This window comes from Gardnerella sp. DNF00476, from assembly GCF_049262735.1.
GTDB lineage: Bacteria > Actinomycetota > Actinomycetes > Actinomycetales > Bifidobacteriaceae > Bifidobacterium > Bifidobacterium vaginale.
In genome coordinates this window covers 793461-806526 of record NZ_CP058401.1, presented here as the reverse complement: position 1 = coordinate 806526, position 13066 = coordinate 793461, and the positions used below count along the sequence as shown (strand labels likewise).

9 protein-coding genes and 1 tRNA gene are annotated in these 13066 nt (G+C 46.5%); 3 read left to right on the top strand and 7 right to left on the bottom strand.

Annotated elements, in window-relative coordinates:
- The first annotated feature begins 196 nt into the window (after window positions 1-196).
- From HXT25_RS03305 to HXT25_RS03295, 3 genes are all read left to right on the top strand, one after another.
- Window positions 197-279 (top strand) — tRNA-Leu (locus HXT25_RS03305).
- 170 nt (window positions 280-449) lie between these two features.
- Window positions 450-3155: an exo-alpha-sialidase gene (locus HXT25_RS03300; RefSeq protein WP_422118659.1), complete on the top strand. Its 2706-nt coding sequence runs from the start codon at window positions 450-452 to the stop codon at window positions 3153-3155.
- Window positions 3139-3936 carry a FadR/GntR family transcriptional regulator gene (locus HXT25_RS03295; protein ID WP_004573582.1) on the top strand — a complete coding sequence of 266 codons (798 nt, stop codon included), beginning with the start codon at window positions 3139-3141 and terminating at the stop codon, window positions 3934-3936. Before HXT25_RS03300 ends, HXT25_RS03295 begins: the two co-directional genes overlap by 17 nt.
- Window positions 3937-4044: 108 nt before the next feature.
- Here the strand turns inward: HXT25_RS03295 and nagA are convergent, their stop codons facing one another.
- From nagA to HXT25_RS03260, 7 genes are all read right to left on the bottom strand, one after another.
- Window positions 4045-5304 carry an N-acetylglucosamine-6-phosphate deacetylase gene (gene nagA, locus HXT25_RS03290; protein ID WP_422118658.1) on the bottom strand — a complete coding sequence of 420 codons (1260 nt, stop codon included), beginning with the start codon at window positions 5302-5304 and terminating at the stop codon, window positions 4045-4047.
- Between the two features lie 75 nt (window positions 5305-5379).
- Window positions 5380-6192: a glucosamine-6-phosphate deaminase gene (nagB, locus tag HXT25_RS03285; RefSeq protein ID WP_004116530.1), complete on the bottom strand. Its 813-nt coding sequence runs from the start codon at window positions 6190-6192 to the stop codon at window positions 5380-5382.
- Window positions 6193-6363: 171 nt separating this feature from the next.
- Entirely contained in the window at window positions 6364-7323 is a 960-nt protein-coding gene (locus HXT25_RS03280; RefSeq protein ID WP_004113922.1) for a dihydrodipicolinate synthase family protein, read from the bottom strand.
- 178 nt (window positions 7324-7501) lie between these two features.
- Window positions 7502-8362: an ABC transporter ATP-binding protein gene (locus tag HXT25_RS03275; protein WP_004116524.1), complete on the bottom strand. Its 861-nt coding sequence runs from the start codon at window positions 8360-8362 to the stop codon at window positions 7502-7504.
- Window positions 8359-10383 carry a dipeptide/oligopeptide/nickel ABC transporter permease/ATP-binding protein gene (locus HXT25_RS03270; RefSeq protein ID WP_060785754.1) on the bottom strand — a complete coding sequence of 675 codons (2025 nt, stop codon included), beginning with the start codon at window positions 10381-10383 and terminating at the stop codon, window positions 8359-8361. The genes HXT25_RS03275 and HXT25_RS03270 overlap by 4 nt, the downstream gene beginning before the upstream one ends.
- A 1-nt stretch (window position 10384) precedes the next feature.
- Window positions 10385-11290, bottom strand: a complete 906-nt coding sequence (locus HXT25_RS03265) for an ABC transporter permease (protein ID WP_004113928.1) — start codon at window positions 11288-11290, stop codon at window positions 10385-10387.
- 196 nt (window positions 11291-11486) lie between these two features.
- Entirely contained in the window at window positions 11487-13052 is a 1566-nt protein-coding gene (locus HXT25_RS03260) for an ABC transporter substrate-binding protein (RefSeq protein WP_410311350.1), read from the bottom strand.
- Between the last annotated feature and the right edge of the window lie 14 nt (window positions 13053-13066).

Sequence of the window (13066 nt, the reverse complement as noted above, 5' to 3'; positions counted from 1 at the left end):
TCTGCGTTCGCGCGGTCTAAGCGCGCTCACGCCTTCGCTTGCGTTGAAAGCACACTGTGCTTTCAACTTTGAGCAAGCTCAGCGCTCCGAATTGCCTTCTCGCGCTACGCTCTAAGCTCGAAGGCAGGTCGTCGCGCAACACACTAGGTGTATATTTGCTAAACGTCTGCAAATATGGTAGCTTTGTGGTCTGTATGCGAACGTGGCGGAATGGTAGACGCGCTGTCTTCAGGTGGCAGTGAGTGTATACTCGTGCGGGTTCAAGTCCCGCCGTTCGCACTCTTTAAGAACGTTGATTTTTCAACGTTCTTTTTTATTTTGCGACATCATCTTACAACAGTTGCGCGTTTGCTTAAAAATATGTGATAGACTAAATGAGTAGATGTCGTAAGACGTCAGACGTGTTAAAACATAGTGGTTTTAATTTTTACGGTCATGGAGGACTAAAAATGGAACGTCGTTCAACGAAGACGACGAGCCTTATTGAAGATATCGCGGATATCAAAGGTTCGAAGCAGACGCGATTCAGCCATGCCACAATAAAAATTACGCCATCTAGCGAAAACGCATCGAGCATCAATCGTAAAGATAAAAACGAGGAAATAAATCAGAACGAAGGAATAATAGGGTTTAAATTTGTAGCAAATTCGGATTGTGATTTATTAGATATTAAGCCCGCGCAAAAGTCGGAAGCTTCTGCACAACAAGAGCACACAACTCCAATAATAAAAATAAGTATTAAAGAAGACGCTCCCCTGCTTAGTGCACAAAATCTTTTAGAAGATAGCGCCGACGCAAACGGTGCGAAAGAAATTGCACTACAAATGGAAGATGCGCTAGGCGCATGCGACGGGCGCGAACACGATTTTGCAATAACGTACGGAAGTTTTGGAAGCCGATTCTATTTAGACGGATACCAATGCTTTGCGAGCGCAACGAATCTTGGGCCGCAAAGAGTGAGCGAAAAAGCGGCCGAAGTGTGTGCAGCGCAGGCAGAATCTTCGCAAATCTACGACTTTTACTACTCAAACCACTTGCCAAATCCAGAAGAAATCGCAAATTCGTCCACTCAAGCACAGCCAGACATATGGTTTGCAGGACCTACGATTTGCGCAAGAGACATAAAACGCGTATCTTGCAAGTCAAGCGGAACTTTGCACATTCAATTTAGATTGCGAGGCCCTGGCCAACATGGAGTGCTTTTTGCTGCTGGAACTGTTGGAGCAAACACTAATCTAGAATCTAGCGAAAAAATAAGCGTGTACGCAGGACCAGAAGGCATAAAAATCACGCTAATCGACAGCGAAACGTGCGTAAAAAGCGTAATCGAAACAGCCGCAAGCGTTGACGACGGCGAATGGCACGACTTGATTATTCGCGCAAGTCGCGGAGCAACCGACATTTACGTAGACGGATACAGCCAGTCGCACAACATAGGACAATTCTGGTTTGCAAACATACCAGAATTAAACGCAGTGAGTATAGGCGAAGACTTGCGCGGAGTGCGATTAATGGGCGAAGCTAGAACAGGCGGAATCTACTTTAGCGCGCTAACCGAAGGACAAATCCAAAGAATATCAAGAGTAAAGCCGCTTGTAACAACTGCACTATTTGACACGGGATATGCGGGCTCTCGCAGCTACAGAATACCGTCTCTTGTAAAAACGCGCATGGGAACGCTAATCGCAGGAGCAGACCAGCGAACAAGCGTTTCAAACGACGCTCCAAACCACATAAACTTTGTGATTCGCAGATCCACAGATGGCGGAAAAACGTGGAAGCCTTTACAAACCGTAATCAACATGCCTGGCAAAAACCTTGGAAAACTGGGCGCGAGCGCAATCGACTCCTGCCCCATTTTAGATCCAGCGGGAAAAAGCGAAAGAATTAACGTATTAATAGACCTTAATCCTGGCGGAATTGGGCTAACAAATTGCAAAACCGCTGTAGGCGTAGACGCGTGCGGAAGGATCAAGCTAATAGACCGCTTAGGCGGCAACTACGCGGCGGCAATGGACGCAAGCGCGGCCGTAAAATTGCCATGCGATTCTAGCGAAAAAGAATGCGCAACAAAGTGGCTAGTTTTCCCAGACGGAAGCATAAAAAATTGCGATTCGCACAATGACTTACGCAATAACTCGCACAGTAATCAAACTTGCGACAGTTCCACGTGGAACATATGGAAATCGCAAGAAATTGCGAGCGAAAGTCAGCCATTATTTGCCGAAAAAACGTGTTATATAGCTCAAATCTACTCGGACGACGACGGCAAAACATGGAGTGCGCCACGCTTAATCGATCACATGGTTAAGGAGCCATGGATGAGCTTCGCTGGAGTATGCCCAGGGAACGGAATAGTTATTAGACAAAGCGAGAAACATTACGGCAGAATACTCGTGCCATTCTATTGCAGTGGTCAAAGCAAATCACACTATTCTTCGGGAGCGCTTATTTCGGACGACGACGGAAAAACATGGAGCCGAGGCAAAATGATTAACGAAGGGCGATTAATCAACGGAAAAATCGTAGATCCTATAACAATGCAAGACGACGATGCAACAAGCTCCGAAACCGTGTTTGTTGAGCGCAAAAATGGCGATATTCTGGCTTTCTTCCGCAATCAAAATCGCTCGGGATGTGTAGGCAAAGCCATTAGTCATGATTGCGGAGAAACTTGGAGCGAGCTAATTTTTGACACAAGTTTGCCAGAGATATTCAGCCAGCCGAGCGCAACCTGTTTTAACAGCGAAAATGCAGAAAACGCAGACTGTATAGCGTTTGCAAACGCAAGCCAAATGATGCCTTATCGCGGTCGCGGAGTTGTGAGATTTAGCTACGACGGCGGAAAAACATGGGCAAAAAACGTGTGCATAAACCCATTCCACCACGTTTATCAATGCCTTAGCTCTAGCAATAAACGAACTTTGCAACTACTGTGGGAAAGAGAGACTACTGGAATTTATATAACGGCAATAGATTCCAATCTTTGGAAGCAGGATAATTTACAAATAGATTTTAAAAGCAATGCAAAAAGTTTAAACAATACAGACTTAGATTGTATAAAAAATAAAATAAACACAAGTGAAAAAATGAAAGATTTAGAAGAAGGAAGCCTTACGCGAACTGAAAGGAGCCAACATGGAAGAGACATTTAGCAGCCATGAAGACGACGAGATGACAACACTAGATCGTTTATCTTTCTTACAGGCAAGCTCAAACTCAAACTCCGCTCCAATCACAGCCAGAAAACGCTGCGATGAAACAATGGATGCAATCAGGTCGCTTATCTTAAGAGAACGCTTGCAGCCAAAAGATATGCTGCCAACAGAACCAATGCTTTGCAACTTGATTGGTGCATCAAGGTCATCTGTGCGCGAGGCGATTCGCAAGCTGGAAGCGCTTAATATTGTGGAAGTTAAGCAAGGGAAAGGCATGTTTGTTGGCTCATTATCGCTTGACCCAATGGTGGAAACACTTGCATTCCGCTCTTTAATCTCAATAAATAAGAATTTTGAAGATTTAAGCGATGTTGTAGAAATGCGAAAATTCCTAGACCTTGGATGCGCGGATAAGGTGGTTGAGTCACTTAAAGGAACACAGCAGCCAGAATTGGAGGCGCTTTCGGAAATAATGACTAAAGAAGCACATGCTGGAAAAACGTTCTTGGAACAAGACATTGCTTTCCACACTGGTATTTTGCGCGCGGTAAACAATACGATTGCAGAGCAATTCGTGCGATGCTTGTGGCTTGTGCATATGGCGGTTTTGCCACAATTGGGGTTGGAAGTTTCGGACGAGCTTGAAAAAACCGCTAGAGCGCACGAGCTTATGCTAAAAACGGCTATTGCGGGAGACGCAGATGGATATAGACAGGCGGTAAACGACCATTACGAGCCAATTCAGTCGATTTTGCTTAATAGACTGCAAGAACACTAAATAAAATGAAGGAACCGCTCCCTAACTAAACGAGAGCGGTTCTTTCATCTTCAATGGTGATGCCTGAGTACTACAGCATCACGATTAATCGCAACGATACGATTTACGTTACGAAATTTTATGACCGTCGCACCAAATGTGCTCAACTGCCAAAGTTCCTGGATTAAGCAAAAGCAAATCGGCTGCGTACCCCTTTTCAACTAAGCCCAAAGGAGCGCTAGTTATAGCATTCGGCTTATCTACTCCAAGTGCGCGGGCAGGAATAAGAGTTGCAGCCGCAATAGCTGCCGGCAAACCAATGCCAAGTTCCTTAACAGCGCGCTCAACTGCCACTTCCAAGATCAGGGTAGATCCCGCAATAGCACTATTAGAAACAAGCCTTGCATGGCCGCCCGTAACCGTAACGTCTAGAGCGCCAAGCTTATAAGCGCCATCCGCACAACCTGTTGCCGCCATAGCATCTGTTACAAACGCAATGCGATTAGGAGCAGCATCAAAAGCCATTCTCAAAACTGGATTTTCAACGTGGAAACCATCGTTAATAAGCTCAATAGTTACGCGTGAATCCTCCAAGGCTGCAGGGATTGGACCTGGCTTACGGTGATGAATGCCGTTCATGGCGTTAAACATGTGAGTCATAAGCGTAGAGCCAGCATTAAAAGCCGCGCGCGCGGTTTTATAATCTGCATCACAATGCCCCACTGCTGGGATCACGCCAGCTTCTACAAAACGCTTAATCGCTTCCATGCCGTGTTCTCGCTCTGGAGCCAAAGTAATTTGGCGCAAAGTTCCATCTGCCGCCTCAAGCAACGCCTCAACGCGCTCTGGAGTAGGGTCCACTAGGCAATTAGGGTCGTGCGCGCCTTTTCTAGACAACGCCAAGAACGGACCCTCTAAATGCGACCCAAGCACATCTGGACGCGTTTGCATAACACGCTTAACAGTACGCAAATTCTCTTGCATTACGTCAAGAGGGTTTGTAATCAAGCTAAGAACTTGCCTAGTTGTTCCATGAAGCATGTGATACGCGCGCGCTATAGCAATACCTTCGGCACCATCGTCAAACGAATGCTCCCAGGCTCCATGAGCGTGCAGATCAATATACCCTGGCGTAGCAAAACAGCCACACCCATCCACAACACTTAAATCAGATGCGCTTAAGCCGCGAGTGCTAATAGCTAAAGCAAGGTCTTCGTCTAAAATGCCAGTCTCTAGAATTACGCCGTCACTAACCAAAATCCACGAATTGGGTACAATTCCTCGAGCGTCTACAACGTTCACGTTGCGCACTACAAAATTGCGCTCTTCGTTTGATTTTAGTGAATCATCAATCTTCTTTACGGCATCTAAATACACATCTTTTGACATTTCATTCACCTATGCTTGTGCTTATTTGATATCTTATTATCTTAAATTTATTATCTTAAATTTCAGACTTGTGTATCAGATCCCCTGCCAAGATGGCTTATTTGCATACACCCAACGATAGTAGTCAGCAAGCTTAAGTTTGCTTGCAGCAGCCTCATCTATAATCACTGTTGCATGAGGATGCATTTGAAGCGCAGAAGCCGGGCATAGCGAGCTTACTCCACCTTCTACTGTTGCAGCTACCGCATCTGCCTTATTTTCACCAAACGCAAGAAGCACGAGATGACGAGCGCGCAAAATCGTTCCAATTCCTTGTGTTATGCAGTGAGTTGGAACTTGGTTAATATCACCGTCAAAGAATCTGCGGTTGTCTACGCGAGTCTGCTCGGTTAGTGTTTTAACGCGAGTACCAGATGCAAGAGAAGATCCTGGCTCGTTGAATCCAACGTGACCGTCGGAGCCGATTCCCAAGATTTGCACGTCGATTCCGCCAGCGGCAGCAATAGCAGCGTCGTAGTCTGCTCCAGCGTGCGCAATCTTATCACCTTCGCTTAATGGCGCTCCATTAAGAACATCTCCTGGAACATGAACTAAATCTGGGTTTAGGCCTATTAGATCTGTTACAGTTCTGCGGATTGTGCTGTGGTAAGATTGTTCGTGCTCTAATGGCAATCCAATGTATTCGTCAAGCGCAAATCCACGTACGCGGCTCACGTCAACATTCTTGTCTTTTACAAGCTTTGCAAGATGCTCGTAGGCTTTTAATGGGCTTGATCCTGTTGCCAACCCTAGTACTGCATCTGGCTTGCGACTAATCAAATCTACAACAGATTCGGCGTATAGCTCGCCTGCCTCATCCTGATCTTTTACAATAATAACTTCAGCCATCTTTAGCTTCTCCTTTAAAGCTTTGGTGATTTTTGATTCTGCAAATACTCCAAGCAAATATTAGCATTGCGGCATACGTTTAAGCGTACGCCGCAATACCATTTATTTACTATGCACCATGAATAAACGATTTTGTTTAAATTATTTGCTTAAATTATCTGATAAAAATACTCACTTAGTAGAATCGCTTACTTCTTCTGGGGTCTTTGCCAAAGTCAAGCCAACTTCCTTAAGAACGCGAGCCACGGCTTCAACATTTTCTCCCTTAAGTGGGCAAACTGGGTCTGGCATCTGATTTGTGTCAAACACGCCAAGCAACGCCATTGCGGTCTTAAATGCTCCAACGCCAGCGCCGAAGCCTGCCACTCCGCTAGGAACAGTAACGATTCGCATCAAAGCAGCAAGCCAATCCTGCTCCTTCTTAACTGTTGCCCAATCGCCAGCCTGAGCAGCCTTCCACATGCGCACGTAGCCAGTTGCCTCAACGTTTGCAAGTCCTGGAACAGAACCGTCCGCGCCAGCCATGTATGCGCCGTCAACAACAACCTCTTGGCCCGTAAGCAAAGTCAATGGGTGGCCAGCCTTATTGTTGTCGTCTACAAGGAACCTGAACGACACGTCATCGTTGGAAGAATCCTTAACGCCTGCAAGTACGCCATCTTTACCAAGCTTTACAAGCAAAGCACCTGGAAGCTTTGTGTGCACGCAAACTGGAATATCGTAAGCGAACAGTGGCAAATCTGGAACAGCTTCGTGAATAAGACGGAAGTGGCGCTCAACTTCTGCCATGCCGCCGAGTGCGTAGAATGGCGCTGTTGCAACAATCGCAGCCGCTCCAAGCTCCTTAGCTTCCTTTGCATGCTCAATAACGCGGTTTGTTTCCGTATCGATGCACCCAACCAGCACTGGCACGCGGCCGTCAACAATTCGCATTACGGTTTCAATGATTTCACGACGGCGCTTATCTGTGCTAAACGCAACTTCGCCAGAAGATCCAAGCGTAAACAGGCCGTCTACGCCTGCTTCAATCATTCGGTTAAGCGAACGCTCAAAGCTAACAACGTCTACTTCGCCGTCTGCCGTTAATGGCGTAACTACTGGTGGAATAACGCCGTGGAATTTTTCTGCCATGATTAAACTTCTTTCGTATTTTTTATTATTTATGACTTATTGATTTATGATTTATGACTTTAGATTTTGGAATTAATGGGCGGCCTGCATGGATTTACTGCAAGGTCTTAACAGACCGCCCGCGCATTTAAGCTAGCGACCAACAACTAACAACTAGCGCTTGCTCGCACTGCTTGCACTACTTGCACTCTTCTTCCGTTGGGTGCAACAGCGAAGGCGCCGCGCCCATCAAAATCTTTGTGTACTCATCTTGCGGATTGTTAATCACCTGGTGAGTTTCGCCGCGCTCAACAATCGTTCCGTGATTCATAACAACAACCTCGTCGGATATGTATCTAATTGTTTGAATATCGTGACTAATAAACACCATGGAAAGATTCAGCTTCTTCTTTAAGTCGGAAAGAAGATTCAAAATCTGAGCACGCACAGAAACATCCAAAGCGGAAGTTGGCTCATCTGCGATTATTGCATCTGGGTTAAGCGAAAGCGCACGAGCGATTGCCACGCGCTGACGCTGGCCGCCAGAAAGCTGACCTGGCAAAGCGCCAAGAACAGAGTGAGGCAAACCAACCATTCGTATTAGTTCCTTGGCTCTAGCATCGCGCTCAGCTTTGCTTCCAATCTTGTGCACAACAAGCGGGTCAATCAACTGGTCAATCACACTCATGCGCGCATTCAAAGCCATTGCTGGATCCTGGAACACAACGGAAACCACGCGTCCAATATCCATGCGCTCTTTTGCAGTTCTATGCGTAACGTCTTGACCTTTGAACAAAACCTTGCCGCTTGTTACTTGCTGAAGACCGCACATAATGTTTGCAGTAGTAGACTTTCCGCAACCAGATTCGCCGACAATACCAATCGTCTTGCCTGGCATAAGCTTAAGATTCACCTTGTTTACGGCTGTAATCTTGTTCTTGTGGAATAAGCCAGATCCTGCTCGAGTAGTGAACACCACTTCGGCGTCGCGCAGCTCGATGATTGGAACATCGCCATTTTCGCTTTGAGTTTTGTTTGTTTCGTTAACATTCATGTTCATCGCACATCTCCTTTATCGGAGTTGGTCAAAATTGCGGAAGGCACATCCGATTCTGGCTCTGGAGGCGCAGCGTAGAAGTGCCACGTTCCTGGAATGCGCTTCATTACTGGGCGCACGTCAAGTCCTTGATCTGGATGAGAAGAACGCGGTGCGAATCGATCTCCCTTAGGGAAGTCGGATGGGCTTGGAACAGTTCCTGGAACCTGATGCAATCTTGGAGCACCAGCCTCAATGGAAGTTACGGAGCCAAGCAAGCCACGCGTGTACTCATGATGCGGATCAGTGAGGATTTCCTTAGTGGAGCCTTGCTCAACAACCTGGCCTGCGTACATTACGGTAATCGAGTGTGCAACCTTTGCAACAAGAGCCAAATCGTGGCTTACAAACACCATTGCGAATCCAAGCTTTTCGCGCAATTCGTTAAGAAGGTCAATCACTTGCTTTTGAACAGTAACATCCAAAGCGGTTGTTGGCTCATCTGCGATTATCAACTTTGGATCTCGCGTAAGTGCCATTGCAATCAACACGCGTTGACGCTGACCACCAGAAAGCTCGTGTGGGTAGGATTCAAGCGTGCGCTTTGGATCCAAGCCTACAAGCTCCAATAACTCTTCGGCGCTACGAGTTCCACCTCTAGAAGTTAGCTGCTTCATCTGCGCTTTAATCAGCATTGATGGGTTTAAGGAAGACAACGCGTCTTGGTATACCATTGCGATTTCGTGTCCGCGCAAAGCATTGTGCTCCTTTGGGCTAAGCTTTACAAGATCCTTGCCATTAAAGAGGATTTGTCCGCTAATCTTAGCTTTTGGATCGAGCAAGCCCATAATCGCAAGCGAAGTGATTGACTTACCGCAACCAGATTCGCCAACCAAGCCCATCGTTTCGCCTGGACGAACAGAGAAGCTCAAGTGATCTACAACATTTACGCTGCCGTAGCGTGGGAACTGAATGCACAAGTCTTTAACTTCAATAACTGGAGGCTCCGTAGACGTTGGCTGCAAGCGATCCGTGCGCTTTAACTCAGCCTCGCGAAGCTTTGCCAAAGACTCAACCAAAGCGTCGTGCTGCTCCTTGTAAGCTGCCACTGGGTCGGTGAGAATCCTATCTTCCTTGCGAGCTGCATCCGCATCTGCAACGCTCTTAGCTACTGGAGCAGTTGGAGCAGCAACCATTGCGTCCGTAATGCCTTCAGAAAGAATGTTTAGGCACAAAACAGTAATCATGATTGCTAAGCCTGGGAACAATGCCTGCCACCAGTATCCGAAGATAACGCCTGCTTTAGCGGAAGACAAAATGTTGCCCCATGTTGGCGTTGGCTCTGGAATACCAGCGTTGATGAAGCTAAGAGAAGCTTCGAACACGATTGCGTCTGCAACAGAAAGCGTTGTGAACACCATAACTGGAGCTGCAATATTACGCGTTACGTGCTTGAGTAAAATCCAAGGTGCGCGAGCACCAGAAACGATTACTGCACGAACGTAGTCTTTTCCATATTCGCTTATTATGTTTGCTCGCACAATTCTTGCGATTTGTGGAACGTAAAGCACGCCGATGGAAATGATGATACCAATCATGGATTGTCCAAGAATTGCAAGGCACACAGCCGCTAATGCGATTCCTGGGATTGACATTACTATATCAATCAGTCGCATTATAAGCTCAGATATCCAAGTGCGGCTTACAGCTGCGATTGCGCCGATTATTGCGCCCATCACTAATGCAAAGAGCACAGACGACAAGCCGATTACCAACGAGTAGCGAGCGCCGTACATAACGCGCGAGAACACGTCTCTACCAAGGTTATCGGTACCAAACCAGTGCGCTCCTGTTGGAGGCTGATAGTTTTGCGTAATCTTTACTGGGTCGCATGGAGCTAGGAATCGCGCGAATACTGCGCAGAATGCCAGTATTGCAATCACAATAAGCGATATTTTAGAACCTAAGCTCATGCTTTTAAATCTGTTAAATTTGATGCCTGGCTTAGATGCGGCATCTACTACCTGATTCTTTCCGAATAGCATGTCACACCGTCCTAATTCTTGGGTTGATTAACACGTAAAGCAAATCAACAATAATGTTTATGAAGATGAATGCAATTGCAACAACCAAAACAACACCTTGAACAAGCATTGGTTGGTTGCCATTAATGCCGTCGAACATTGCAGTGCCCATTCCTGGGAGTGCAAAAATAACTTCGATAACGATTGCACCACCCATAAGGTAACCGATCTTCATACCAAGAGTCGTGATTGGTGTAATCAGAGCGTTGCGGAACACGTTTCTAGCAACCACCACACTCTTTGGAATACCTGCGCCGATTGCAGTTCGCACATAATCCTTATCCAATTCTTCTACCATCGAGGTTCGTATGATTCGCGTAAGCTGACCTGCTACTGGAAGACCTAATGCAAAGCAAGGCATTGCCATTCTAGCGATGTAAGCTTCTGGATCTTCAAAGAACGGCACAAAATCGCCAGATCCTGGGAGCCATGCAAGCTTGATTTGCAAGACGTAAATCAAAAGAACGCCGAGCCAGAAGGATGGGGTTGCGATTGCAATAATCGAAAGCACGCGGACTGTTTGGTCAACCCAAGTATCGCGGTAAAGCGCTGCAAAAACGCCGAAGATTACTGCAAAGATTATTGCGATCAACAAACCAATGAAGGTTAATTGCAAGGTGATAGGGAAGGCATCCGCCACTCGTTGAGCTACAGAATCCTTGTTTACGCCATAAACACCCATGTTTCCTTGGAAGAGTCCAACTATGTAGGACCCAAACTGCTCCCACCATGGCCTATCGTAGCCCATTTCGTGGCGGAAGGCTGCCAGAGCTGCTGGCGACGAGTTTTCACCTAATGCTGCAACTGCTGGATCATATTTTGAAAATGACATAAGGAAGAATACGAGGAACGTAACACCGAATGCCATGAACGGCAAGGCGATTAATCGCCTACCTAAAAGTCTAAGAAAATTACTCATAAGACATCCACACATCCATTGAAGAAATTTGTTATTAAGGCATAACAAAACCGGCCCATCTGCACAAAGGCGAGAAAGGTAAACAGTTGGGCCGGTTTTGCGGTTAGAGGTTAGGGAAAATGAAGTTTGTTACTTTGACTTGCACCTACTTTGTTAGCTTTGCTTTTACAAGGTTGATGCCAGTGGAGCCGATTGCGTTCCACTCAGCCAATGCGCCCTTCTTTACAGCAGTCGTAGTCTTACGATGGAAGAGTGGGTACAGAGGAACTTCGTCGCTAATTAAATCGAAGCACTGGTTCCAATACTTCTGGCGATCTGCTGGCTTGGACGCTTCAAGAGCTTCGTCCATAAGCTTGTGGAGCTTTGCGTATCCTTCGGAGTTCTTCCAGAACGTGCGCTGACGAGTCCAAGCATTGTCGCCGTACCACCAGCTCATAAGCAAGTCTGGATCGTTGCCGAACACGGATGGATCGCCTGGAGCCAAAACCATGGAGTAGTTTGCATCGTCACGGTCGGTAATCTGTGGGTAAAGTGCAGAAGACTTCATGGACTTGATTTCTACATCCATACCAATCTCCGCAAGATCGTTCTTGATTTGTGGAGCAAGCTGAGTAATCCAAGTGTGGTCTGTTGTGTAAAGAGTGAACTTTAGTGGACCGCTTACGCCAGCTTCCTTAAGCAAGCTCTTTGCCTTAGCAATGTTCTTGGTGTAAACGTTCTTTGCCTTGTGGTAGTTTGCGTAGTTCTTTGGCAAGAAGCTTGTTGCTGGCTCGCCTTGGCCGCTCATTTGGTTAGAGATGAGCTTGTTTACATCAATCGCGTAGAGAGCTGCTTGGCGAACTCGCTTATCGTCAAATGGCTTCTGCTTTGTGTTGAACATAACAAATGGAAGAGTGAAGCCCTGTGCAGTCTTAAGCTCAGAACCAGATGCCTTCAGAGTGTTGAATGCTTGCGCTGGAACCATTTCCATTACGTCTGTCTTACCGCCTTGCATTGCGGTTACGCGAGCAGTATCGTCAACGGTTACGTTCCAAACCATATTCTTGGATTGTGCCTTGTACTTGCCGTTGTAAAGATCATTGCGTTCAAACTTTACTTGGTTATCGGTAATCGAAACGTACTTCCACGGACCAGAGCCGATTGGCATATTCTTAAGATCTGCATCAGACTTTGCAGTTGGAACAATCTGGATTAAAGCAAGACGCTGCTTGAACAGTGGGAATGCTTTCTTTAGCTTAAAGATTACGTGACGATTATCTTTTGCTTCAACCGAATCAATAAAGTCGAGCATAGAGATGTAAAGGCTGCCTTTTGCAGTTGTGCGCTTGAAGGAAGATACAACGTCTCCTGCTGTCACTTCGGTTCCGTCCGAGAACTTTGCAGCATCGCGAATTGTTACCTCATATTCGGTGTCGGAAATCTTCTTTGGCTCACCTTTTGCAAGAGCGTTGAAAACCTTAAAGTTGCTGTAATCAAGAGCGTAAAGTGGCTCTGTAACGTGCCAGTTTGCTGCCATTGGCAACGCGCCAGAGGTTGTTGATGGCGCAAAGTCGCGGCTTGCGTATGCAACTTGAGCTGTGATCGTATCTTTAACAGCAGTCTTTGCTTTTGCTGCCTTGTGGGATTTTGCTCCACCACAGCCAGAAAGCATCATCAATGCGGCTACACCTGCGGCGATTACCGCGGTTAGCTTTGAGTTAATTCGTGCCATATTTTCTCCTCACC

Bases quoted from the DNA above. Each gene is read 5' to 3' on its own strand.
- HXT25_RS03270 (WP_060785754.1), bottom strand. From the start codon at position 10,383: ATGCTATTCGGAAAGAATCAGGTAGTAGATGCCGCATCTAAGCCAGGC.
- HXT25_RS03280 (WP_004113922.1), bottom strand. From the start codon at position 7,323: ATGGCAGAAAAATTCCACGGCGTTATTCCACCAGTAGTTACGCCATTA.
- HXT25_RS03260 (WP_410311350.1), bottom strand. From the start codon at position 13,052: ATGGCACGAATTAACTCAAAGCTAACCGCGGTAATCGCCGCAGGTGTA.
- HXT25_RS03275 (WP_004116524.1), bottom strand. From the start codon at position 8,362: ATGAACATGAATGTTAACGAAACAAACAAAACTCAAAGCGAAAATGGC.
- nagB (WP_004116530.1), bottom strand. From the start codon at position 6,192: ATGGCTGAAGTTATTATTGTAAAAGATCAGGATGAGGCAGGCGAGCTA.
- HXT25_RS03295 (WP_004573582.1), top strand. From the start codon at position 3,139: ATGGAAGAGACATTTAGCAGCCATGAAGACGACGAGATGACAACACTA.
- HXT25_RS03300 (WP_422118659.1), top strand. From the start codon at position 450: ATGGAACGTCGTTCAACGAAGACGACGAGCCTTATTGAAGATATCGCG.
- nagA (WP_422118658.1), bottom strand. From the start codon at position 5,304: ATGTCAAAAGATGTGTATTTAGATGCCGTAAAGAAGATTGATGATTCA.
- HXT25_RS03265 (WP_004113928.1), bottom strand. From the start codon at position 11,290: ATGGCATTCGGTGTTACGTTCCTCGTATTCTTCCTTATGTCATTTTCA.